We start from the raw sequence: 22,522 nt of genomic DNA, 5'->3' as shown, positions 1-22,522 counted from the left end.
CTGATCGCCTTCCACTACGTCCCGCTGCTCGGCAACGTCATCGCCTTCCAGGACTACTCGCCCTACGTCGGCATCGCCGACAGCCCGTGGGTCGGGATGTCCAACTTCCAGTGGCTGCTGCTCGACGACGGCTTCTGGGACGCGACGCTCAGCACCCTGTCGATCACCGCGTTCCAGCTCGTCTTCTACTTCCCGGTGCCGATCGCGCTGGCCATCCTCCTCGACAGCGTGGTACGGCCCCGCCCTCCAGGGCCAGTCGCTGTTCGTCGGCCAGAGCGGGACCGGCACGATCCCCGGGCAGGCCCTGCCGCCCGGCCTGGCCGTCCAGATGGCGATCGTGGTGGTCGCGCTGGTCCCGGTCCTGTTCGTCTACCCGTTCGTCCAGCGCCACTTCACCAAGGGGGTGATCGTGGGCGCCGTCAAGGGCTGAGCCGCGGGCCCGCCGTACCGGGATCCCTTCCCGGTACGGCGGGCCCGAGCGGTCCGCGTCGCGGCTCAGGACTCTCCGGGCTTCCCGCGGGCGGCGCGCTCCCTGGCGAGCTCCTCCCGGAGCCGCCGGACCTCGTGCTGCAGCTCGAAGATGCGGCGGACGGCGGCGAGGGTCATGCCCTCGCCGACCAGCTTGATGGCGTCCTGGAGCTCGCCGATCTCACCGCGGGTGTAGCGGCGCTGCCCGCCGCCGGAACGGGCGGGCCGGACCACGTCGTGCTCGTCGAGGCGGCGCAGGAACGCCCGTTCGACCTGGAGCATGTCGGCGACCTGGCCGACCGAGTACAGCGGCGCGTTCTCGTCGTCGAAGGGCAGCCTGACCATCGTTGCTCCTTTTCGGGGGTTCGGGAAGACCGCGGGGCGGGCGCCGGCACCGGCGTCCGCCCCGAAGAGGTCCGACGATCAGGCCCGGCCTCAGGCCTTGATCGACTTCTGCTCCGACGACGAGACCTTGTGGATCTCGACCTTGCGGGGCTTCGCCCGCTCCAGCACCGGGATGCGCAGGGCCAGGACGCCGTTGGAGTACGCGGCGTCGATCTTCTCGCTGTCGAGGTGCTCGGAGAGGTAGACGCGGCGGGTGAAGGTCCCCATCGGACGCTCGCGCACGAAGAGGCGGTCGTCCTCGGCGTACTCCTCCTCGCGCCGGGCGCTCACCGTCAGGACGCCCCGGTCGACGGTGACCTCGACGGAGTCGGGGTCGGCGCCGGGGAGGTCGAACTTGAGAAGAACGTCATCCTTGCGGCGGACGCCGTCCAGCGGCATGGCCCCGCGCGTGTCGCCCTGGCCCCATCCGAGGGCCTGTCGCGCGAGCCGGTCGAACTGACGGTCGAACTCCTGCACGAACGGGTCGATCGACGTCAGCAGCATCGGTAACCACCTCCGTTGAACCGGGCAGGTTCCTCACGCCTGCCGTCCCGAAAACCTCTAAGTCAATTTATAAGTTATCTGGCAACGCCTCCGCAAGTTCTCTGCGAGTCGATTTTCAAGGTTCTTCGCACTGGGACAGCAGGGAATCCGTACGGGGCGGCCCGCCGGGACCGCGACCCCGGCCAGGCCGGCCGTGTCCGCCGGCCGGGCAGGCCGTGTCCGCCGGCCGGGCAGGCCGTGTCCGCCGGCGCGGTCAGACCGCGTCCGTCAGCGCCGCGAACTCCTCGTCGCTCAGCTCCAGGGTCGCCGCGGCGACGTTCTCCTCCAGGTGCGCCACCGAGGAGGTGCCCGGGATGGGCAGCATCACCGGCGAGCGCCGCAGCAGCCAGGCCAGCGCGAGCTGCGACGGCGTGGCGTCGTGCCGCTTGGCCAGGGCGTCCAGCGGGCCGCCCTCCCTGGCCAGCTCGCCGGTCGCGAGCGGGAACCACGGGATGAAGGCCAGGCCGTTCGCCTCGCAGCGCGCGAGGACCGGATCGGCGTCGCGCGCGGCGAGGTTGTAGAGGTTCTGCACCGAGACGATCGTCGCCGTCTCACCGGCCCGTTCCAGCTCCTCGACGCCGACCTCGCTGAGGCCGATGTGGCGGATCTTGCCCTCCCGCTGGAGCGCGGCCAGCTCGCCGACCTGGTCGGCCAGGGGCACCATGGGGTCGACGCGGTGCAGCTGGAGCAGGTCGATCCGCTCGACGCCGAGGTGACGCAGGCTCAGCTCGACCTGCTGGCGCAGGTACTCGGGCCGGCCCACCGGGCGCCAGTCGTCGGGACCGGAGCGGGTCAGGCCGGCCTTGGTGGCGATCACCAGGTCGTCCGGGTACGGGTGCAGGGCCTTCCTGATGAGCATCTCGGACACGAACGGGCCGTAGGAGTCGGCGGTGTCGATGAAGTTCACGCCCAGCTCGACCGCGCGGCGGAGCACCCGTACGGCCTCCTCCGGGTCGCGCGGCTCGCCCCAGACCCCCTTGCCGGTGAGCTGCATGGCGCCGTAGCCGAGGCGGTTGACGGTGAGGTCGCCCCCGATGGCGAACCGGCCGGAGGCGTCCGCGGGACGGGTCGTGGTGGTCATACGCTGTCTCCCCCAGGAAGCGAAGTGTGCAGATTCGATCGCTTTAGCCCTATAAAGGGCTACCTGGGGGCGTTACCCGCTAAATCCCCTTTTCACCATGGATGAGCTGGTCGTCGAGGACACGTCTGGCCTGACGGACGATGGCCTCGTCGACGAATCGGCCGTCGGGGAGGGCGACCGCGCCGGCCCCGGCCGCCGCCACGATCTCGCGGGCCGCCGCGACCTCCCCCTCACCGGGACGGTAGGCGTCGCGGATGACCGGGAGCTGGGCCGGGTGGATGGCGGCCCGGCCGCGGAAGCCCATGGCCCGGCCGGCGCGGCACGACTCGGCCAGACCTTCGAGGTCGCGGAAGTCGGTGTAGACCGACTGGGCCGGCGCGGGCAGCCCGGCGGCCCGGGCGGCGACCACCAGCCGCGAACGCGCCCAGGACAGCCCCGCCTCGTCGCTGACGCCCAGGTCGGCCCGCAGGTCGGCCTCCCCCAGGCCGATGCTCGCCACCGCCGGGTCGGCCGAGGCGATCTCGTAGGCCCGTTCGAGGCCGAGAGCGGACTCGATGAGCGGGTGCAGCTCGGCGCCCGGCACGGCGGCGGCGACGTCGCGCATCTGACCGGCCGACTCGGCCTTGGGCACGCGGATGCCGGCCGTACCCGCGGCCAGGGCGCCGACGGCGCGCAGGTCGGCCTGGCCCCAGGCGGTGCGGGTGTCGTTGATCCGGACCTGCACGCGCGGCCGCGGGGTGGCGAGCAGCGCCACGACCTCGGCCCTGGCCAGGTCCTTGTTGCCGGGGGCGACGGCGTCCTCCAGGTCGACGATCACCACGTCGGCCGGGCCGGCGAGCGCCTTGGCCACCAGGTCCGGCCGGTCGGCGGGCGCGTACAACCAGGTCAGCATCACACCACTCCCCTGTCGCGCAGCGCCTCGATCTCGGCGGGCGAGAGCCCCGCCTCCGTCAGGACGCCGACCGTGTCCGCGCCGTGGGCGCGGCCGGTCCAGCGGATCTCGCCGGGGGTGTCCGACAGCCGGAACATGACGTTCTGCATCCGCAGCGGTCCCAGCTCGGGGTCCTCCACGGTGGTGACGGCGTCCAGGGCGGCGATCTGCGGATCGGCCAGCACGTCGCGCACGTCGTAGACGGGCGCCACCGCGGCCTGCGCCTCCTCGAAGGCGGCGAGCACCTCCTCGCGGGTGCGCGCGCCGACCCACGCGGCGACGGCCTCGTCCAGTTCGGCGGCGTGCTCGGCCCGTCCCGCCCCGGTGGCGAACCACGGCTCGGTGATGTACTCCGGCCGCCCGACCAGGCGCATGACACGCTCGGCGATGTTCTGCGCCGAGGTGGACACCGCGACCCAGGAGCCGTCCGCGCACCGGTAGGTGTTGCGCGGCGCGTTGTTGACCGACCGGTTGCCGGTGCGGGGCGGCACGATCCCGAGCCGGTCGTAGATCGTCGGCTGCGCGCCGAGCACGGTCAGGATCGGCTCGATGATCGACATGTCGACGACCTGCCCGGAGCCCCCGGACTCGCGCGCGTGGAGCGCCGTCATCACGGCGTAGGCGGTCGCGAGCGCGCAGATGCCGTCGGCCAGGCCGAACGGCGGCAGCGTCGGCGGCCCGTCCGGCTCGCCGGTCATCGCGGCGAACCCGCTCATCGCCTCGGCCAGCGTGCCGAAGCCGGGCCGCCTCGCGTACGGGCCGAACTGGCCGAACCCGGTGACGCGGGCGAGCACCAGGCGCGGGTTTGCCTCGCGGAGCCGGTCGTAGGAGAGGTTCCACCGCTCCAGCGTTCCCGGGCGGAAGTTCTCGATGATCACATCGGCGTCACGCGCCAGGGTGAGGAGCAGGTCCTGGCCCTCGGGCACCGACAGGTCGATGGTGATCGTCCGCTTGTTGCGGCCCAGCATCTTCCACCACAGACCGCCGGGTCCGTGCCCCCGCGAGGAATCCGGTTTGGCGGGATGCTCCACCTTGATGACCTCGGCGCCGAAGTCGCCGAGCATCATGGCCGCCATCGGTCCCGCGAACAGCGTCGCGAGGTCGAGGACGCGGATCCCTTCCAGGGCTTTCACTGTCGTTCCTCCAGATTCACGGCGCGTCTCCCGGCCGGGACGGCTGGAACCGGTGTCCGGTGGCCGTCCGGGCCCGGGGCGCGACGGGTTCGGCGTTCGGCGGCGGGTTGGGCGTTCAGTGGTGGGTTCGGCGTTCAGTGGTGGGTTCGGCGTCCGGACGGGGCTTCCGGGCGCCGCGGGCGGGCTCCGGCGGGGGTCATCGGAGCGCCGCGTCGATCTCGGCGCGGCCGGGCATGGAGGTGCTGGCCCCCTCCCGCTGCACCGACAGGGCCGCCGCCGCGGCGGCGAAACGCAGCGCCTCCTCCTGCGGCCTGCCCTCGGCGCGCGCCACGGCCAGCGCGCCGACGAAGGTGTCCCCCGCGGCGGTGGTGTCGACCGCCCGCACCGGTACGGCGGGCACGCGCAGCCGCCCGCCCGCGCGGGAGCCGTACAGCGCTCCCTCCGCGCCGAGGGTGATCACCGCTTCGGGGACGAGTTCCAGCAGCGCCTCCATCGCCTCCAGCGGATCGGCGAGGCCGGTGAGCGCCTCGGCCTCGTGCTCGTTCGGCACGATCAGGTCCACGGCGTCGAGCAGCTCCCGGGGCAGTTCCCGGGCGGGGGCCGGGGTGAGGACGACGGGGACCCGCGCCTGGCGGGCGGCGGACACCACGGCCTCCATGGGCAGTTCGAGCTGGAGCAGCAGCGCGTCGGAGCGGGCGATGACCGCGAGGTCCTCCGCCGAGGGGGCGGTGACGGCGCCGTTCGCACCGGGGACCACGATGATCGAGTTGCCGCCGTCGTCGTCGACGACGATGTGGGCGACGCCGGAGGAACCCGGCACGACCCGGAGGCGGCTGACGTCGACGCCCGCCGATCCGAGCGTCTCGCGTACGACGGGCCCGAAGGCGTCGTCCCCGACCGCGCCCATGAACGCGACGTCGGCGCCGGCCCGGGCCGCGGCGACGGCCTGGTTCGCCCCCTTGCCGCCGGGGACGGCGGCGAACGCCCGCCCGGTGACCGTCTCGCCGCGTTTCGGCACGACCGGGGTGTAGGCCACCAGGTCCATGTTGGCGCTGCCGAAGACCGAGATCATGCCCTCTCCTCCGCGATGGCCAGGGTGCGGCCGGTGAGCCGGTCGAAGCCGATGCCGTCGAAGCCCCGCAGGCTGCTGGCCAGCCGGTTCCCCGGCTTCCACCGGTCGGGGACGCCGGAGGCGCCGAGCAGCCCGCCCACGATCGAGCCGACCGTCGCCCCGGCCGAGTCGGTGTCCCAGCCGCCGGCGACGGCCCCCGCGATCGACGCCGTGAAGTCGCCGCGCCCGTGGACCAGCGCCGCCGCGATCAGCGCCGCGTTGTTGATCGTGTGGACCCAGTGCAGGTCGCCGTGGCGTTCGTACAGCCGGTCGACCACCCGCTCGAAGTCCGGCTCCGACGAGGCGTCCTCGACGGCGTCCCGTACCGCCCGGGCCAGCCGCGACCCGGCCGGCACGACGGAGAGCCCGGCGGCGATCACGTCCTCGACCGAGGAGGCCACGAGGGAGTGGGCGCACATGGCGGCGACCATCATCGCGCCGTAGACGCCGTTGCCGGTGTGGCTGAGGCGGGCGTCCCGCCAGGCGAGCGCGGCGGCGGCCGCCGGATCGCCCGGATTGACCCAGCCGTAGACGTCCGCCCTGATCAGGGCGCCGATCCACTCCCGGAACGGGTTGCGGTGCGTCGCGGTGCGGGGCGGCTCGATCCCGTCGAGCAGGTTGCGGTACGCCGCCCGCTCGGCGGTGAAGACCCGGCCCGCGGGCAGCTCGTCCAGCCACATTGCGGCCACGTCGGCGGTGGTGAAGTCGCGTCCGAAGCGTTCCAGCAGGGCGAGCCCGAGAAGCGGGAAGTTCAGGTCGTCGTCCTCGGGCACGCCGTCGATGTTCTCGGCGAGCGAGTTGACGGCGCTGCGCCTGTTCCACGGCCAGCGGGCCGCCACCTCGTCCGGCAGGCCCACCGCGGTGAACCAGCCGCGGATCGGCCAGTTGCCCGTGGCCTCGGCGATCTCCCTGATGCCCTCGCGGGGGATCTTCTCCACGGGTTTGCCGAGCACGCACCCGGCGGCGCGTCCCAGCCAGGCGCCGAGCAGCCGGTCGGGGAGCCGGGCCGGGTCGGCGGCCACGCGGGGGAAGCCCCCGGGGGCGGCCAGGGTGATCTCGGCGAGCCCGGTGGGTTCGGGGAGCGGGGAGGGGATCGCCGCCAGCTCGTCCAGCAGCGCACCGGCCAGCTCGCGCAGCGCCGGGCCGGCCGGCCGCGGGGAGGCGCCCGCCCTGGGCGGCGCGTCGTGCCCTCCGGCGGCGTGCCAGCGGGCGGCGAGCGCGGCGGCCTCCGGGAGGCGGCCGTCCTCGGCCGCCTGACGCAGCTCGTGGCCGACCAGGTCCTCCGGCTGCACCCAGGTGAGCCGGATCAGGTGGTCGGTCACGCCGTCCCTCCCGCCGGAACGTCCCGGATCAGGGAGGCGAAGGCGGCCTCGTGCGCCCGCCGTGCGGCGAGGTCGTCCGCGTGGACCCGCCGGGCCACCTCGGCGATGGACACGCCGGGGGCCACCAGGTCGATCCTGCTGGCCTCCGCCACCGGACCGAGCCACTCGGACGGCACCGCGCCGGCTCCGCCGAGCGCCCCGGCGATCGCGCCGCCCATGCTGGCGATCGAGTCGGCGTCACGGCCGTAGTTGACCCCGCCGAGCACGGTCTCGCGGTAGTCGCCCTTCGCGATGAGCAGGAACGCGAGCGCCAGCGGGATCTCCTCGATACTGTGCAGGCGGCTCGGCCGGCGGGCGCCGAGGCCCTGGTCGCGGTAGGTGTCGGCGACGGTGTCGTAGGGGGCGACGGCCTCGCGCAGGGCGTCGAAGGAGCCCTCCCAGTGGTCGAGGCCGCGGGCGCGGTCGCAGACGGCCTCGATGGCGGCCCGCGTGCCGTCCTTGGCGAGCCGCAGGCAGGTCGCGACCACCGAGTCGGGGGTCGCGCCCGGGCGCATGGCCTCGGCGACGGCGGCGGCCAGCACTCCGGCGGCCTCCCGGCCGTAGCTGGACTGGTGGGCGCCGGCCAGGTCGATCGCCTCGGCGTACGCCCCGTCCGGGTCGGCCGCGTTGACGATGCCGACGGGTGCCATGTACATCGCGGCACCGCAGTTGACGATGTTGCCGACGCCGGCCTCACGCGGGTCCACGTGGCCGTAGTGCAGGCGCAGGACCAGCCACTTCTCGGCGAGGAAGACCCGCTGCAGGGGCAGCGCCTCGGCCTCCAGCTCGGGGATCCAGCGCTTCTCGCCCATCATCTCGGGCACCAGGTGCTCGGCCGCCGCGTACGCGTCGAGATGACCGCCCACCTTCTCGTAGACGCGGATGAGGGCGTGGGTCATGAGGGTGTCGTCGGTGACGTGGCCGTCGCCCTTGTGGTAGGGCGCGATGGGACGGGCGTTACGCCAGTCCTCGAAGTACGGCGGGACGATGCCCGTCACGTGGCCGCCGTAGCGCCGGCGTATCTGCTCGGGCGTCCAGCCCTCGGTCGCGCCGCCGATCGCGTCGCCGACCGCGGCGCCCGCCACGCATCCGACGGCCTTGTCGGTCAGCAGGTCCTCCAGCGGCGTCATGCCAGTCCTCCAGCGATGTCGATGAGATCCGTTCCGGCCAGATCGGGGATGCCGCAGCCGACCAGTGTGCGGGCCGTGGCGCACCAGCCCTCCGGCAGGGCCTGGTAGCCGGTGTGCGCCCCGGTGAGAGCCCCGGCCAGCGCCGGAGCGGAGTCGGCGAGCGACGACAGGCACGCGGCGGCGGGCACGGCCGCGCTCAGCGCGCCCGCGGACACCTCCGCGAGCGCCAGGGCGGCGGCGACCGTCTGGGCGGCCGCGACGCCGTAGCTGTAGACGTGGTCCAGCAGGGCCGCGTCGAGGGCCGGGACCGCCGCGAAGGGGTCGCCCGCCTCGCGTGCCACCGCGAGCGCCGTCCGGGTCATGTGGCCGATCGCGGTGTCCTCGGGCAGCTCGGCCAGGGCCGCCTCCACGGCCGAGGGCATCGGCCCGCCCGCGACGAGCTCCGCGATCGCCGCCGCCATCGCCGCGGCGGCGTGGACGCCGTCCCCGGCGTTGGTGACCGAGGCGTCGGCCCGCGGGTCGGCGCCGGCCGCCCCGAAGGCGACGGCCCGGATCGCCGCCGCGTCGTCGAAGAAGTGCGGGTTGTCGTGCCCGCTGGCGGGCGGCCGCTTGCCGGCGGCCAGGTTGTCGAGCGCCGAGCGTACCGAGATCCGTACCCGCAGGTCGGAGCGCTCCGCGAGCCTGCCGAACGCCTCCGCCCGGTCCTCGTGGATCGTCAGCGCGGTCCAGGCCAGCCACTCGGCGTCGTCGGACGGCCCGATCGCCAGCGGCTCGACCGGCTGGTTCAGTGAGAACGGCACGGGCAGCGTGGTGACCCGGTGCTCCTCGGCGAAGGCGTCCAGCTCCCGCTCCAGCCGCCTGCTCCAGGGCGCCAGCAGGGTGGAGCGGTGCCGCGCCGACGGCCAGCCGGCCGCGTCGCCGATCGCGAGGCCGACGAAGGCGCCGCGGATCCTGTCCCCCGATGACATGTCTCTCCTCTACTTCTCGTACCGGCCCGCGGACACGCTCACGCCACCCTCCCCGTCGCCGCCACCAGGTCGGTGGCCGCGTCGAGCACGTGCCGCCCGGCGACGACCGGGAGGCACCTTCCCGTGGCCGGGCCGATCTCCGCGGCCCAGCGTTCCGGAACGGCGGCCTCGCCGCGCCCCGCCCCCGCGAGGGCGCCCGCGATGGCCGCGGTCGTGTCGGCGTCCCTGCCGAGGTTGGCGGCGGAGACGACGGACCCCTCCACCTCTCCGGCCCCCATGAGGTAACCGGCGAAGGCGAGGGCGACAGCCTCGGGCGCGAGGTCCGTCCAGGGGTAGTGGCGCACCACCACGGCCGCGTACAGCTCCTCCACCGAGCCGGTGGCGACGGCCTCGACGGCGGCCCGCAGGTTGCGGGAGGTCCAGGAGTCCTCGGGGACGGCGGCGATCCCGGCCTGGACGACCTCGCCGGGGGCGGCGCCGGTCATCGCGACGGCCACCGCCGCCGCGACCGCCTGGCCTCCGTACACGCCCTCGCCGCTGTTGCTCACCACGCCGTCCACCGCCACCAGCCGGGCTGCCTCCGCGGGACGGCCGGCGGCGAAGATCCCGTACGGCGCGGCGCGCATGGCCAGCCCGTCCGACCATCCGTGCGGGTGCCACAGGCCGGACAGCGGCGGGGTGAGGCCCCGGCGGAGCGCCTGGATCGCGCCGAGCTCGGAGAAGCCCGCGCCCCGCATCGGACCGTCGATGCCCGGGATGATCTGCTCGCGGTACTCCCTGGCCACGTCGGCGGGGGTCATCGCCGCGCCGTACCGGCAGAGCAGGGAGGCCGCGAAGAGGGTGTACTCGGTGTCGTCGGTGCCGCCTTTGCCGGGCTCGATCTCGGTGAGACGGCCCCAGCGCCGGGCGATCTCCTCCGGGGCGAGGTTCTCGGCGGGGCGCCCGAGGGCGTCGCCGGCCGCGAGGCCGAGCAGGCACCCCCGGGCGCGGGTCAGCATCACTTGTTGTACCGCTCCAGCACCTTGTTGCCCTCGTCGACGAGCGTCTTGGCCGCCTCGTCAAGGGTGATCTTGTTGGCGAAGTACTGCTGCAGGGCGGGGGTGGCCACCTTGCTCTTCCACTCGTCGAACCCGTTCACCTTGAGGTAGGGCGCGACCACGAGGTTCTTGGCGGAGGCGGTCGCCACGTTCCAGCCGTTCTCCTCGGTGGTCATGGAGGGGTCGCTCGCGGCCTTGACGCTGGTCGGGAGCAGCCAGTCACCCTTGGCGAGCTTGGCCTGGTTGGTGCTGTTGAGGAAGAAGGAGATGAACTTCGTCGCCTGGTCGGGGTGCTTGCTGTCGGCCGCGACGGACAGGGTCTGCGAGGCGGCCCCCTGGTCGGCGCTGGTGCCCTTCAGCGGCGGGATCGTGACCCACTCGAAGCCGGGCGGCGCCTGCTCGACGACCTGCTGCCGCAGGTAGACGCTCGCGGGGAGCATGGCGTACTTGCCCGCGTAGAAACCCGGCAGCGGGTCGGCGGTGCCCATGCCGAGCGCGGACGGGTCGGCGGTCTTGTCCTTGTAGAGCTGGTCGTGGACGCGCTGCATCACCTCGCGCTCCTCGGGCCCCACCTTGACCGTCGCCTTGGCGCCGTCGGTCTGGAAGAAGGTGCCGCCGAAGTTGAGCGCGAGGTTGAGCACCTTGTTCACCGGCGTCTTCAGCGGCCAGGCCACCCCGAAGGTGTCGCCCTTGGTGAGCTTCTTGCTGATCTCCTCGAACTCGTCCCAGGTCCACGGGTCCTCGGGGGTCGGGACGGGCACCCCGGCCTTGTCGAGCAGCTTCCTGTTGGCGATGATGACCTGCGACTCCTGCAGGAACGGCACGCCGTACACGCCCTGGCCGCCCTTGCCGTCGCCGAAGGTCACGGTGTCCCAGGCGGCTTGCGGGATGTCGCTCTTCAGGTCGGCGGGCAGCTTGCCGGAGAGGTCCAGGAGATAACCGCGGGAGGCGAAGCCGGCCAGCGCCGGGGAGTCGTCGTGGATGACGTCCGGCGGGTCACCGGCCTCGAACGACGTGACGAGCTGGTCGTTGACGTTGTCCCAGCTGCCCTGGATGTACTCGACCTTGATGTCGGGGTTGGCCTTGTTCCACTCGTCGACGATCTCCTTGTTGGCGGCGACGGACTCCTTCTGCCAGGCCAGGCTCAGGAACTTCAGGCTCACCGGCTCACCGGCCTTGCCGCCATCGCCACCGTCGCCCGACGAGCAGCCGGCGGTCAGGGCGGCGATCGCGGTGGCGGCCGCCACGAGTGCGGTTCTGGTACGCAACGGACTCTCCTATCGAGGGGTACGGCTCCGCCGGGTCCGGCTCGGCCCGCCCCGCTGGTGTCGGGGGGTTTTGAAGATCGGCTATCCCTTGACGGCGCCGGCCAGCAGGCCGGACCTGAGCCGTCTCTGGATGATCGCGAAGAACGCCAGGCTCGGGATCGTGGCGAGCAGCGACGCCGCGGCGAGCGGGCCGAGACGCACGACGCCTTCGGCGCCGGTGAACTTCACGAGGGTCAGCGGCAGCGTGGCCACGTCGGGGTCCTTGAGGACGACCAGGGCGAAGAGGAACTCGTTCCACGAGGAGATGAAGGCGAACAGCAGCGTGGCCACCACACCGGGCGCGAGGAGCGGCGCCACGATCCTCACCAGCGCGCGGATCCGGCCCGCGCCGTCGACCGCCGCCGCCTCCTCCAGCTCGCGCGGCACGGACCGCACGTATCCCTGGAGCATCCACAGCGCGAACGGCAGCGTGAAGGTGACGTGCACGACCGTGAGGCCGGGCAGCGTGTTCACCAGGTCCAGGCTGCGCAGCACCATGAACAGCGGAATGATGATCAGGATGAACGGGAAGACCTGGCTGACCAGCACCCATCCGATCGCGAACTTGTTGACGAGCGAGCGGTGGCGGGCCATGGAGTAGGCCGCGGGCAGGGCGAGCACGACCGTCAGCACGGAGCTCGCGACCGCGACCACCAGGCTGCGCAGCGCGCTGCCGACGATGTCCTGCTCGGTGAACGCGTCGGCGAAGTTGATGAGGACCGGGTGGCGCGGGATCCACGTCGGGGTCAGGCTCGCCATCTCCTGCGACGTCTTGAGCGCCGTGGACAGCAGCCAGAGCAGCGGGAAGGCCAGGAAGACCATGTACCCGAGGAGGGCGAGGTACTGCAGCGGCCTGCGCATGTCAGCTCACCTCCCGCATCTGCCGGCCGATGTAGAGACCCAGTACGGCCAGCACGACGATCACGATCGCGACCCCGAGGGTGGCGGCGTAGCCGAAGAAGCCGTAGCGGAACGCCTCCTCGTAGGCGAAGAGCATCGGCAGCCGGGTCTGCCCGCCCGGACCGCCCTGGGTGAGGACGTAGACCAGGCCGAACTGGTTGATGTTCCAGACGAAGTCGAGGGAGGTGATCGTCACGATGACCGGGCGGAGCTGCGGCAGCGTGATGCTCCAGAAGCGGCGCCACGTCGTGGCCCCGTCCACGTGGCCGGCCTCGTGCAGTTCCCTGGGCACGCCCTGCAGCCCCGCGAGCAGCACGACGGTCGTCTGCGGCATGCCGGTCCAGATCCCGACGACGATCACCGCGGGGAGGGCGATGGAGAAGTCGTTGAGCCAGTCGACGTTGTGGTCGAGCAGCCCGGCCCCCTGCAGCGTGCTGTTGAGGATGCCGGCGTTGGGGTGGTAGACGAGCCGCCACATCAGCCCGATGACGACCGGCGGCATCGCCCACGGCACCATGGCGAGCACCCGGGTGAACGCCCGGAACCGCAGGTTCTCGTTGAGCAGCAGGGCGAGTCCCAGCGCGGCCACGAACTGCAGCACGGTGACCGAGACCGCCCAGATCAGGCCGATGCGGAACGACGCCCAGAAGTCTCCGTCGGTGAGGAGGTCGCCGAAGTTCGACAGGCCCACGAACGAGGTCACGGAGTTGCGCCCGGACCTGGCGTCGGTGAAGGCGAGGTAGATGCCGTAGAGCAGCGGGCCGACGCTGAAGATCAGCACCGGGATCAGCGCCGGCAGCATCAGGAGGAGCGTCTCGCGCCCCTGCCGGCTCTTTCTGGGCCTGCCGCGGCGATCCGCCGCGGGTTCCCGTGTTCTTTCGGCCGTCAGGGTCATGGAGTCTCCTCCCCCATGGTCGAGGCGCGGGTCACGAGGCGGGGTTCGACGGTGACCGTGCGGGGCGCCCGGCCGTCGCGGTCCAGGCGGTCGAGCAGGAGCTCGGCGGCCGCCCGGCCGCGCTCGGCCGAGCCGAGCGAGACGCTGGTGAGCGGCGGCCAGGCGATCGTGGCGAGGTCGGTGTCGTCCATGCCCGCCACGGCGACGTCCTCGGGCACCCTCCGCCCCGCGCGCCGCAGGACGTCGAGCGCCCCGAGGGCGATCAGGTCGTTGGCGCACAGCAGCGCGTCGAGGTCCGGCACGCGTTCGAGCAGGCGGGCCGCCGCCCGGGCGCCGTCGGCGCGGTAGAAGTCACCCACCTCGACGAGGTTCCGGTCGTACGGCAGGCCGAGCGTCTCCAGCGCCTCGGCGTAGGCGGCGGAGCGGGCCGCGCCGGGAACGGTGTCCAGCGGGCCGTTCACGAAGCCGATGCGGCGCCGGCCCAGGCCGTGGAGGTGCTGGACGACGAGCCGCACGCCGGCCCTGGAGTCGACCCGCACGTTGTCCACCGGGGTGCCCTCGGGCACGGAGCCGATGACCACGATGGGCGCGCGGGCGGCGGCGAACATCTCCAGATGCCCGTCGGTCACCCTCAGCGGGATCATGATGAGCCCGTCGATGTACCGCTCCCCGAGGCCGCGGAGCACGTCGATCTCGTCGGCCGCGTCCGCGTTGGTGGAGTGCAGGACGAGCCGGTAGCCGGCCGCCTTGAGCATCGGCTGGATCTCCCGGACCATCGCGAGGTAGACCGGGTTCCCTATGTCGGCCATCGCGAAGCCGATCTGGTTGCTGCGCCGTGACTTCAGCGACCTCGCCGCCGAGTTCGGCACGTAGCCGAGCTCGCGCGCCACGCTCATCACGCGGCGTTCGGTCTCCGCCCTGGTGGGGAGGCCGTTGAGCACGCGTGACACCGAGGCGATCGACACGCCCGCCCGCCGGGCGATCGTCGTGATCGTCGGCTCGTCACTCATGTCCCACCTCGGCCTCCAAAGACGGTAAACGTTTTCAGTAGGCGGCGTCACGTCTCTGAAAACGTTTACGGATGGAGGACATGTAACGCCCATGTTTCCGGCAGCGTCAAGTCACAATCGGGTAAACCGGACAAAAGTCCGGTCAACCCCGTCCGGGCCGCGGCGGCCGTTCCCGCCCCGGGCGGGACCGCCCCCTAGACGGCGGTCAGGACGACCGGGACGTCGGCGCCCACCACCTCGACGCCCGTGACGCGCGCGCCTCCCGAGACGATCACCCGCAGCCCCTCCCCCTCGGGGACGGCGGTGATCACGGTGTCCCCGTCGACACTCGGCGCGCTGCTGCCCTCCCGGAGGAGGCGTGCCGGGCGCCGGTCGAGGCCGGGGCGGCGGTCCTGTGGGACACCGAGGCACCGGTCCGCTACGGCACGCCCGTCCCGGCTCCAGGGATCGGGCCCCACGACGCCGGGTGGGGCGCCGGGGCCGCGCTCCACGGCCTGCCCGCGATCACCCGCCACCGGTACGGCGCCGGCACCGCCCTCTACGTCTCCACCCGCCTCCCCGACGCGGACCTCGCCCGCCTGCTGGGACTGAAGCCGTCCCCCCTTGAGCTGGTACGGCGTGGCGAATGGGTGTTCGCGGTCAACCACGGAGACGATGAACAGCAGGTCCCGGACGGTCCGCTGCTTCCCCCCGGCGGCTACGCCGTACGGAGGGCGCGGCAGGGGTGAGCGGGCGCCGGGGCGGGCACGACGGCCCGCCGCGCGGCCGGGACCGCCCGAAGGAGGTTCCCCGTGCGCCGTCGCCGTCCCGTACCCCCGCACCCGGCCTCCGGGCTCCCGCGCCGCCGATGCCCGTACCCGGCGTCTGTGCGTCCCCGGCGACCGCCGTCGCGGCCCTCGCCCTCGTCGCCGCGGCGGTGACGCCGTCCTGCGCCCCGCTCCCCCGGCCGCCGCGGCCGGCGCGCCCGGGGGCCGGGACGGTCCCTGCCGCCCGGGAGAGGGCCACGACCTGAGGGACGGCGACTTCACCCGCGCCCCGCTCCCGGCCGGCCTGCGCTGCGCCGACCTGAGCAGGGCCGTACTGAGCGGCGTGACCCTAGCCCACGAGGACCTGACCGGAGCGATTCTGCGCGGCGCCGACCTGCGCGGCAGCGACCTCACCGGGGCCTCGCTCCGCTACGCCGACCTGCGCGCCGCCGACCTCACCGAGGCGCAGCTCGGCGAGGTGCGCGCCGACCACGCCGACCTGCGCGGCGCGTACCTCGCCGACGCCGAGGCCGTGCAGGCGAGGTTCCCGCACGCCGACCTCACCGGGGCCAAACTGGTCCGCGCCAACCTGGGGCAGGCCGACCTCACCGGGGCCAAGCTGGTCGGCGCCAACCTGGAGGAGAGCAACGCGGAGCAGGTGGCGGCGGTCGGGGCCGACTTCACCCGGGGCAGGCTCGGCGGGACCGACCTGAACCAGGCCGGGCTGGGCGACGCCACCTTCACCGGCACCGACCTCACCGGCGCCGATCTCGGCCAGGCCGACCTGCGCGGCGCCGACTTCACCGGGGCGGTCATCGAGGGGACCACCTTCGACCAGGCCCGCGGCGTGGACCTGGCGGGCGCCCGGGGCTTCCCGGCGGGCCTCCGCGACCCGTGGAACCGGCGGCCCAGGTCCGCGGCGTCCAACCCCCAGGTCGGACCGCCGGAGACGGACCTCCTGCCGGAACGGCCCGCCGTCGGGCCCGTCATGGTGGCCTTCAGCGCGGCGGGCATGATCCTGCTGCTGGCGGGCTGGGCCGTACGGACCCGATGGCGGCGCCGCCGGCGCGGCTGAGCCGCGGCGCGGCCCGGACCACCGCCGGCGGGGTCAGATGCCGCTGGAGGTCATCGGCTGCATCAGGCGGCGGGCCGCCTCGGTGATGGAGCCGGACAGCGAGGGGTAGACCGCGAAGGTGTGGGCGACCTGGTCGACGGTGAGCCGCTGCTGCACCGCCAGCGAGACCGCCAGGATCAGCTCGGACGCGCGGGGGGCGACCACCACGCCGCCGAGGACGATGCCGGTGTGCGGGCGGCAGAACAGCTTCACGAAGCCGTCGCTGAACCCCTGCATCTTCGCCCGGGCGTTGGTGGCCAGCGGCAGCTTGACGACGGTGGCCTCGATCTCGCCGGCCTCGATCGACTTCTGGGTGACGCCCACCGCGGCGATCTCCGGGTCGGTGAAGATGTTGGAGGCGACGGTGGCCAGGCGGAGCGGCTGCACCGCCTCGCCGAGCGCGTGCCAGACCGCGATCCGGCCCTGCATCGCCGCGACCGAGGCGAGCATCAGCACACCGGTGCAGTCGCCGGCGGCGTACACGCCGGGCGCCGAGGTGCGCGAGACCTTGTCCACCTGGACGAAGCCGCCCCGGTCGAGGGTGACCCCGGCCTCCTCCAGGCCGATGCCCGCGGTGTTGGGCACCATGCCGACCGTCATCAGGCAGTGGCTGCCCTCGGCGGTGCGGCCGTCCTCCAGCGTGACGACCACGCCGTCGGCGGTGCGCTTGACCGACTCCGCGCGGGAGCGGCCCATGACGTTCATCCCGCGCCGGCGGTAGACCTCCTCCAGGACCTCCGCGGCGTCGGCGTCCTCGTTGGGCATCATCCGGTCACGCGAGGACACGAGCGTGACCTCCGAGCCGAGCGAGCGGTAGGCGCCCGCGAGCTCCGCGCCGGTGACGCCGGAGCCGACCACGATGAGGTGCTCGGGCAGCTCCCCGAGGTCGTACAGCTGGCGCCAGGTGAGGATGCGCTCGCCGTCGGGCTCGGCGCCGGTGAGGATGCGCGGGGTCGCGCCGGTGGCCACGATGACCACGTCGGCCCGGATCGTCCGGTCGCCGGCCCTGACCACCTGCGGGTCGACCAGCCGCCCGGGTGCCCGGACCACCTCGACCCCCTCGGCCGCCAGCCTGGCCGCGATGTCGGCCGACTGGGCGCGGGCCAGCTCCTTGACGCGCCGGTTGACCTCCGGCATGTCGGCGATGACGCCGCCGGCGTCGCCGTCGGGGCCGCCGGTGTAGTGGACGCCCAGCATGCTGGCGTCGAGGAGCGCCTGCTTGCGCACGGAGCTGGCGATCAGCGTCTTGGACGGCACGCAGTCGGTGAGCACGCAGGCCCCGCCGGGACCGTCCTGCTCGACGACCGTGACCTGTGCGCCGAGCTGCGCGGCCACGAGTGCCGCCTCGTAACCGCCGGGTCCGCCGCCGATGATAACGATCCTTGTCACATCCCTATTCTTCCGCATTACCGGACCGGTCGGCTCGCCGTACCCCGGGAAAGCCGCGGAACCCACGGCGACGGCGGGGAAAATCGACACCGGCCGAGCCTGCGTGATCGCCGGGCGGTTCTTCGATTAGTGTTTGGTGCCGTGCCTGTCTACGCCGCCTACGGCAGCAACATGGACCCGAAGCAGATGGCCCAGCGGGCCCCCCACTCCCCCATGCGGGGATCGGGCTGGCTCCAGGGCTGGCGCCTGACGTTCGGCGGGAACGACCTCGGCTGGGAGGGCGCGCTCGCCACCATCGTGGAGGAGGCCGGCGAGCAGGTCTTCGTCGTCCTCTACGACGTGCCCGAGTGGGACGAGACCACCCTCGACCAGTGGGAGGGGGCCGCGGCCGGCCTCTACCACAAGGTCAGGCTCCGGGTGCAGACCCTGGAGGGCGAGATCGTGGCCTGGTTCTACGTGCTCGACGGCTACGAGGGCGGGCTGCCCTCCGCCCGCTACCTCGGCATCCTGGCCGAGGCGGCGGAGAAGGCCGGGGCGCCCGACGACTACGTCCGGGCGCTGCGCGAGCGCCCCTGCTCCTCCCTGGGGAGCTGAGCCGTAGGAGGGCACGAGCGCTCTCGCGGACGGCACCGGACCGTGCCCGTTCCGCGGTGCGGCGTCGCCGCCCTGACGGCGAGTAACCTCTGATGCGTGACGAATGACCCTTATGCACTCGCCGAGGACGCCGCGACCGCTCTCAAGGACGCCCTGGGAGTCGAGTCCGTCGATGTCGCCCTGGTGATGGGTTCGGGCTGGGTCCCGGCCGCCGACGCGATCGGTGAGACGATCGCCGAGGTCCCGGTGACCGACCTGCCCGGGTTCGCCCCGCCCCTGGTCGCGGGCCACGCGGGCCGGATCCGCGCGGTGCGGACCGCGCTGGGCAAGATCGCGCTGATCTTCCTGGGCCGCACCCACCTCTACGAGGGCCGCGGTGTGGAGCCGGTCGTGCACGGCGTGCGGACCGCGATCGCCGCCGGCGCCCGCACGATCGTGCTGACCAACGCCGCGGGCGGTCTGCGCCCGGAGACGCAGGCGGTCGGCGAGGCCGTCCTGATCAGCGACCACATCAACCTGACCGGGGCCAACCCGATCACCGGCGCCACCTTCATCGACCTCACCGACGTCTACACCCCGCGCCTGCGCGACCTGGTCCGCGAGGTGGACCCGTCGATGGCGGAGGGCGTCTACATCGCGTTCCGCGGCCCGACCTACGAGACCCCGGCCGAGGTCCGCATGTGCCGGGCCCTCGGCGGCGACATGGTCGGCATGTCCACCGTGCTGGAGGCCGTCGCCGCCCGAGAGGGCGGGGCCGAGGTGCTGGGGATCTCGCTCGTCACCAACCCGGGCGCCGGGCTGGTGGGCGAGCCGCTGAACCACCACGAGGTGCTGGAGGTCGGCCGCGCCACCGCCTCGCGCATGGGCGGGCTGCTGTCGAAGGTCGTCGACAAGCTCTGACCCCCGTCCCGGTCCGCGAGGAGGCCGGGACGCCGAGAAACCACCCGGCAGGGCCCGCGGGGCGGGCCGGCCCGATGACGGACCCGGCGGAGGCGGCGGGCCGCCGCCGGCAGGAGGCGACGTTGAACAGCGATCTCGTACGGCGCGCGCGGGACTGGCAGGCCCAGGACCCCGACCCGGAGACCCGCGCCGAGCTCGGCGCGCTGCTGGAGGGCGGTGACGAGGCGGCGCTGCGCGAGCGGTTCGGGGCCAAGCTGGAGTTCGGCACCGCGGGGCTCCGCGGCGAGCTGGGCGCCGGCCCCAACCGGATGAACCGGGTCACCGTCATGCGCGCCGCCGCGGGCCTGGCCCGGGTGCTGGGGCCGGGCAGGCACGTCGTGATCGGCTACGACGCCCGGTACAACTCCGACGTCTTCGCCCGCGACACCGCCGCCGTGCTCACCGGCGCCGGGCTGCGCGCCTCGGTGCTGCCCGGCCCGCTGCCCACCCCGGTGCTGGCCTTCGCCGTGCGGCACCTCGTCGCCGACGCCGGTGTGATGGTCACCGCCAGCCACAACCCGCCCCGGGACAACGGTTACAAGGTCTACTGGGGCGACGGCTCGCAGATCGTGCCGCCGGTGGACCGGGAGATCTCCGACGCGATCGACGCCGTCGGGGACGTCTCCCGGCTGCCGCTCGGCTCCCCCGACGACGACACCTGGACCACGCTGGGCAAGGAGATCGTGGCCTCCTACGTGGACGCGGTCACCGCGCTGCCGATCGGGGACGCCCGCGATCTGAAGGTGGCCTACACGCCGCTGCACGGCGTGGGCGCGGTGACGCTGACCGGCGCCTTCCTGGCGGCCGGGTTCGAGGCCCCGGTCATCGTGGACGCCCAGGCCGCCCCGGACCCCGGCTTCCCCACCGTCGCCTTCCCCAACCCGGAGGAGCCGGGCGCGATGGACCTCGCGCTGGAGCTCGGCGGGCGGATCGGCGCGGACATCGTGCTGGCCAACGACCCCGACGCCGACCGCTGCGCGGTGGGCGTGCCCCTGCCGGACGGCGGCCACCGGATGCTCACCGGCGACGAGCTCGGCGCCCTGCTGGGCGAGCACGTGATCCGGAACACCTCCGGCGACGAGCGCCTGGTCGCCACCACCATCGTCTCGTCGTCCCTGCTCGGCAAGATCGCCGCCGGGTACGGCGTGCGCCACGCCGAGACCCTCACCGGCTTCAAGTGGATCATGCGGGCCGCGGGCGGCGACCTCGTCTTCGGCTACGAGGAGGCGCTGGGCTACAGCGTCGGCACCGACACCGGCCTGCCGGTGCACGACAAGGACGGCATCGGGGCGGCGCTGACCGTCGCCGGGCTGGCCGCCCGCGCCAAGCGCGACGGCCGCACCCTGCTCGACCTGCTGGACGACCAGGCCCGCCGGTACGGCCTGCACGCCACCTCCCAGCTCTCGGTCCGGGTGGACGACCTGTCCCTGATCGCCGGCGCGATGGCCGGGCTGCGCGCCACGCCCCCGGCCGAGCTGGGCGGCCGGAAGGTCGAGTCCGCCGACGACCTGCGCGAGGGCGCGGGCGGCCTGCCGCCCACCGACGGCCTGCGCTACCGGCTGTCCGGCGGCGCCCGCGTCGTCGTCCGCCCGTCGGGCACCGAGCCCAAGCTCAAGTGCTATCTGGAGGTCGTCGTCCCGGTCACCGGGGAGGTCTCCGAGGCGCGGACCCGGGCCGCCGCCGACCTGGAGGCCCTCCGCGCCGACCTGTCGGCCGCCCTGGGCCTGTAGGGACCGGGGTCCCCCGTGGGGCCCGGTTCCGCTCCTTCCCGGAACCGGCGCCCGAGCTCTCGGTGACCGCCGCGGACGATGGTCTCATTTCTGAGCGTCTCAAAGCTGAGAGTCTCATTTCTGAGACACTCAGAAATGAGACTCTCAAAGATGAGACCATCATGGCCGTCCGCCGGGTCCGCTCGACAAGCGAGAAAGACGAGCGGACCATGCCGTCCGCCGTCGGGTCAGAGGACATCGATGGACTGGCACCGTGGTCTCGCCCAGGGCGGTTAGCCTGGATGTGGTGACTATCTGTCCCACAGGGCGCTGATGGGCAACGCCGTCAGCCTGTCCCCGAACGACAGCGATCTCGCCCCGGTGTAGAAGACGAACCCGTGGACGAAGCTCTCACCGAGACTTTCACGTAGTGCGATGAGCCCCTTGAAGTCATCCTGCTTGACGGCATCGGTCGCCTTGGCCTCCACGCCGACGACCCGCCCATTGTTCCGTTCGAGGACGAGGTCCACTTCGGCGCCCTGGCTGACCCTCCAGTGGTGAAGACCCACAGGGAACGGCGCCCACGTGGCCTGCTTCGCGATCTCGTTGACGATGAACGACTCGACGAGAGGTCCGCGCGCCGGGGAGACCCTCGCGGCGAGGCCGTCCGCATCGATGCCGATCAGATGAGCGGCGAGGCCGGTATCGGTGACGTGAAGCTTGGGGCGACGAACCGCCCGGGCCGTGAGATTTCTGGACCATGCCGGAATCTGGCGGATCAGGAAGACGGTCTCCAGCAAGCCGAGGTAGCGGCTGACCGTGGTCCGGTGAAGCTGTAGATCGCTGCTGATCTTCATGATGTTCGGCTCCTGCGCGGTGCTCGCCGCCGCAAGGCTGAGCAGTTGCCCGAGACTGCTCGGTTCATCGACCCTGGCCATTTCCCTGATGTCCGTGTCGATGACCGACTGGACGTAGGTCCGATACCAGCTGCCCCGGGTGAACTCCGACCTCATTCCGATCGCCTCGGGATAGAACCCCCGGCAGACGAGCTCGAAGTAGTCCCTGCGCTCATGGCCACTGAGTGAGGACGAGCGCAACGCCTCGGGGTTGTCGAAGGCGGCGATCAGAAAGGACCCGCCGGTGGGAGCCAGTTCCTCCTGCGCGAAGGGCCAGACCTCCAGGATGCCGGCTCGCCCGGCCAGGGACTCGCTCAACGATGGCGTGGAGAGGAATCTCGTGGATCCCGCCAGGACGAACTGGCCGCGCTCGGGGTTTCGGTCGACCTGCGCCTTGATCGCCAGGATCAGATCGTCTCCCCCTCGCTGGATCTCGTCGATCATCATCGGGCGCGATCCATCGGTGATGAAGGCGGATGGGTCAGCCTGCGCGGCCGCTCTCAGCGGACCATCATCCAGAGTGAGGTATGTCCCGCCTCTTCCGGCATCGAGTTGCTGGAGCAAGGTTGTCTTACCCGACTGTCTCGGCCCGTTGACGATCACCACCCGGAAGGCGTCCAGGAACTCCTCCGCGTGCCCGATCACACGACGTGAGATCAACTCGGACACGGTGCTCCTCCCCTCGGCAACGGACTCAGCCTAGATCAGACCGACATTTCACGGGGCGTGCACCCGACAGTTCACAGGAGACCGGCCGACATTCCACGACCACTTGAAATCGCAGTTCAGAAGGGAACGCCGACATTTCACGGGATGTCTGACCGACATTCCACGGATCGCTGACCGACATTTGACGGGACGAGAAACCGACAGGTT

Annotated in this window: 21 protein-coding genes; 4 read left to right on the top strand and 17 right to left on the bottom strand. The window is 72.7% G+C overall.

Translation table 11 applies throughout. From position 1 onward, the window contains the following. Positions 1-495 precede the first annotated feature (495 nt). The 15 genes from ACQP10_RS05925 to ACQP10_RS05855 all read right to left on the bottom strand — a co-directional run bounded on the left by ACQP10_RS05925 (position 496) and on the right by ACQP10_RS05855 (position 14,906). Positions 496-813, bottom strand: coding sequence for a MerR family transcriptional regulator (locus tag ACQP10_RS05925; protein ID WP_346021845.1), 318 nt, complete (start codon positions 811-813; stop codon positions 496-498). Between the two features lie 90 nt (positions 814-903). After that, the gene (locus ACQP10_RS05920; protein WP_346021844.1) at positions 904-1,356 is read right to left on the bottom strand and encodes an Hsp20/alpha crystallin family protein; all 453 of its coding nucleotides are present in this window, start codon (positions 1,354-1,356) and stop codon (positions 904-906) included. A 253-nt stretch (positions 1,357-1,609) separates the two neighbouring features. Next, positions 1,610-2,476 (bottom strand): aldo/keto reductase, encoded by an 867-nt coding sequence (locus ACQP10_RS05915; protein ID WP_179819520.1) that lies wholly within the window; start codon positions 2,474-2,476, stop codon positions 1,610-1,612. Between the two features lie 79 nt (positions 2,477-2,555). Beyond that, positions 2,556-3,368: an HpcH/HpaI aldolase/citrate lyase family protein gene (locus tag ACQP10_RS05910; RefSeq protein WP_433541009.1), complete on the bottom strand. Its 813-nt coding sequence runs from the start codon at positions 3,366-3,368 to the stop codon at positions 2,556-2,558. Next, positions 3,368-4,540, bottom strand: a complete 1,173-nt coding sequence (locus ACQP10_RS05905; RefSeq protein ID WP_346021842.1) for a CaiB/BaiF CoA transferase family protein — start codon at positions 4,538-4,540, stop codon at positions 3,368-3,370. The genes ACQP10_RS05910 and ACQP10_RS05905 overlap by 1 nt, the downstream gene beginning before the upstream one ends. A gap of 196 nt (positions 4,541-4,736) precedes the next feature. Next, a complete protein-coding gene (rbsK, locus tag ACQP10_RS05900; protein ID WP_346021841.1) occupies positions 4,737-5,612 on the bottom strand; it encodes a ribokinase in 876 nt (291 codons plus the stop codon). Continuing rightward, positions 5,609-6,973, bottom strand: a complete 1,365-nt coding sequence (locus ACQP10_RS05895) for an ADP-ribosylglycohydrolase family protein (protein ID WP_346021840.1) — start codon at positions 6,971-6,973, stop codon at positions 5,609-5,611. The genes rbsK and ACQP10_RS05895 overlap by 4 nt, the downstream gene beginning before the upstream one ends. Beyond that, on the bottom strand, positions 6,970-8,142 hold the full coding sequence (locus ACQP10_RS05890; RefSeq protein ID WP_346021839.1) for an ADP-ribosylglycohydrolase family protein: 1,173 nt from the start codon (positions 8,140-8,142) through the stop codon (positions 6,970-6,972). The genes ACQP10_RS05895 and ACQP10_RS05890 overlap by 4 nt, the downstream gene beginning before the upstream one ends. After that, complete coding sequence (locus ACQP10_RS05885) at positions 8,139-9,110, bottom strand: ADP-ribosylglycohydrolase family protein (protein WP_389993257.1); 972 nt, start codon at positions 9,108-9,110, stop codon at positions 8,139-8,141. Before ACQP10_RS05885 ends, ACQP10_RS05890 begins: the two co-directional genes overlap by 4 nt. Positions 9,111-9,148: 38 nt before the next feature. Beyond that, positions 9,149-10,108, bottom strand: coding sequence for an ADP-ribosylglycohydrolase family protein (locus ACQP10_RS05880; RefSeq protein ID WP_179823071.1), 960 nt, complete (start codon positions 10,106-10,108; stop codon positions 9,149-9,151). Continuing rightward, positions 10,108-11,415 (bottom strand): ABC transporter substrate-binding protein, encoded by a 1,308-nt coding sequence (locus ACQP10_RS05875; RefSeq protein ID WP_346021837.1) that lies wholly within the window; start codon positions 11,413-11,415, stop codon positions 10,108-10,110. The genes ACQP10_RS05880 and ACQP10_RS05875 overlap by 1 nt, the downstream gene beginning before the upstream one ends. Before the next feature lie 81 nt (positions 11,416-11,496). Next, positions 11,497-12,315 carry a carbohydrate ABC transporter permease gene (locus tag ACQP10_RS05870; protein ID WP_433541008.1) on the bottom strand — a complete coding sequence of 273 codons (819 nt, stop codon included), beginning with the start codon at positions 12,313-12,315 and terminating at the stop codon, positions 11,497-11,499. Between the two features lies 1 nt (position 12,316). Then, positions 12,317-13,156 carry a carbohydrate ABC transporter permease gene (locus tag ACQP10_RS05865; RefSeq protein ID WP_246423945.1) on the bottom strand — a complete coding sequence of 280 codons (840 nt, stop codon included), beginning with the start codon at positions 13,154-13,156 and terminating at the stop codon, positions 12,317-12,319. Positions 13,157-13,245: 89 nt separating this feature from the next. Continuing rightward, on the bottom strand, positions 13,246-14,259 hold the full coding sequence (locus tag ACQP10_RS05860) for a LacI family DNA-binding transcriptional regulator (RefSeq protein ID WP_179819529.1): 1,014 nt from the start codon (positions 14,257-14,259) through the stop codon (positions 13,246-13,248). A gap of 194 nt (positions 14,260-14,453) precedes the next feature. After that, positions 14,454-14,906 (bottom strand): hypothetical protein, encoded by a 453-nt coding sequence (locus ACQP10_RS05855; protein ID WP_433541007.1) that lies wholly within the window; start codon positions 14,904-14,906, stop codon positions 14,454-14,456. A gap of 7 nt (positions 14,907-14,913) precedes the next feature. Here ACQP10_RS05855 and ACQP10_RS05850 point away from each other — a divergent pair, with 7 nt between their 5' ends. Further along, entirely contained in the window at positions 14,914-16,080 is a 1,167-nt protein-coding gene (locus ACQP10_RS05850) for a pentapeptide repeat-containing protein (protein WP_433541006.1), read from the top strand. A gap of 33 nt (positions 16,081-16,113) precedes the next feature. Here the strand turns inward: ACQP10_RS05850 and ACQP10_RS05845 are convergent, their stop codons facing one another. Next, entirely contained in the window at positions 16,114-17,508 is a 1,395-nt protein-coding gene (locus ACQP10_RS05845; RefSeq protein ID WP_433541005.1) for an NAD(P)H-quinone dehydrogenase, read from the bottom strand. A 141-nt stretch (positions 17,509-17,649) separates the two neighbouring features. On the opposite strand from ACQP10_RS05845, the gene ACQP10_RS05840 reads away from it, so the two are divergent. From ACQP10_RS05840 to ACQP10_RS05830, 3 genes are all read left to right on the top strand, one after another. After that, positions 17,650-18,102, top strand: coding sequence for a gamma-glutamylcyclotransferase (locus ACQP10_RS05840; protein WP_189246679.1), 453 nt, complete (start codon positions 17,650-17,652; stop codon positions 18,100-18,102). Positions 18,103-18,198: 96 nt separating this feature from the next. Further along, positions 18,199-19,002, top strand: coding sequence for a purine-nucleoside phosphorylase (locus tag ACQP10_RS05835; RefSeq protein WP_346021834.1), 804 nt, complete (start codon positions 18,199-18,201; stop codon positions 19,000-19,002). A gap of 122 nt (positions 19,003-19,124) precedes the next feature. Further along, positions 19,125-20,771, top strand: coding sequence for a phospho-sugar mutase (locus tag ACQP10_RS05830; RefSeq protein WP_433541004.1), 1,647 nt, complete (start codon positions 19,125-19,127; stop codon positions 20,769-20,771). Positions 20,772-21,061: 290 nt separating this feature from the next. Here ACQP10_RS05830 and ACQP10_RS05825 read toward each other — a convergent pair whose 3' ends face one another. Beyond that, the gene (locus ACQP10_RS05825) at positions 21,062-22,315 is read right to left on the bottom strand and encodes an ATP-binding protein (protein ID WP_433541003.1); all 1,254 of its coding nucleotides are present in this window, start codon (positions 22,313-22,315) and stop codon (positions 21,062-21,064) included. Positions 22,316-22,522: the final 207 nt, after the last annotated feature.

Origin of the sequence: Streptosporangium sandarakinum (assembly GCF_050942225.1) — a bacterium.
Lineage (GTDB): Bacteria > Actinomycetota > Actinomycetes > Streptosporangiales > Streptosporangiaceae > Streptosporangium > Streptosporangium nondiastaticum.
This window is presented reverse-complemented; position numbering and strand designations above follow the sequence as displayed.

Bases quoted from the DNA above. Each gene is read 5' to 3' on its own strand.
- ACQP10_RS05915 (WP_179819520.1), bottom strand. From the start codon at position 2,476: ATGACCACCACGACCCGTCCCGCGGACGCCTCCGGCCGGTTCGCCATC.
- ACQP10_RS05860 (WP_179819529.1), bottom strand. From the start codon at position 14,259: ATGAGTGACGAGCCGACGATCACGACGATCGCCCGGCGGGCGGGCGTG.
- ACQP10_RS05885 (WP_389993257.1), bottom strand. From the start codon at position 9,110: ATGTCATCGGGGGACAGGATCCGCGGCGCCTTCGTCGGCCTCGCGATC.
- rbsK (WP_346021841.1), bottom strand. From the start codon at position 5,612: ATGATCTCGGTCTTCGGCAGCGCCAACATGGACCTGGTGGCCTACACC.
- ACQP10_RS05890 (WP_346021839.1), bottom strand. From the start codon at position 8,142: ATGACGCCGCTGGAGGACCTGCTGACCGACAAGGCCGTCGGATGCGTG.
- ACQP10_RS05920 (WP_346021844.1), bottom strand. From the start codon at position 1,356: ATGCTGCTGACGTCGATCGACCCGTTCGTGCAGGAGTTCGACCGTCAG.
- ACQP10_RS05910 (WP_433541009.1), bottom strand. From the start codon at position 3,368: ATGCTGACCTGGTTGTACGCGCCCGCCGACCGGCCGGACCTGGTGGCC.
- ACQP10_RS05880 (WP_179823071.1), bottom strand. From the start codon at position 10,108: ATGCTGACCCGCGCCCGGGGGTGCCTGCTCGGCCTCGCGGCCGGCGAC.
- ACQP10_RS05850 (WP_433541006.1), top strand. From the start codon at position 14,914: ATGAACAGCAGGTCCCGGACGGTCCGCTGCTTCCCCCCGGCGGCTACG.
- ACQP10_RS05870 (WP_433541008.1), bottom strand. From the start codon at position 12,315: ATGCGCAGGCCGCTGCAGTACCTCGCCCTCCTCGGGTACATGGTCTTC.
- ACQP10_RS05865 (WP_246423945.1), bottom strand. From the start codon at position 13,156: ATGCTGCCGGCGCTGATCCCGGTGCTGATCTTCAGCGTCGGCCCGCTG.
- ACQP10_RS05925 (WP_346021845.1), bottom strand. From the start codon at position 813: ATGGTCAGGCTGCCCTTCGACGACGAGAACGCGCCGCTGTACTCGGTC.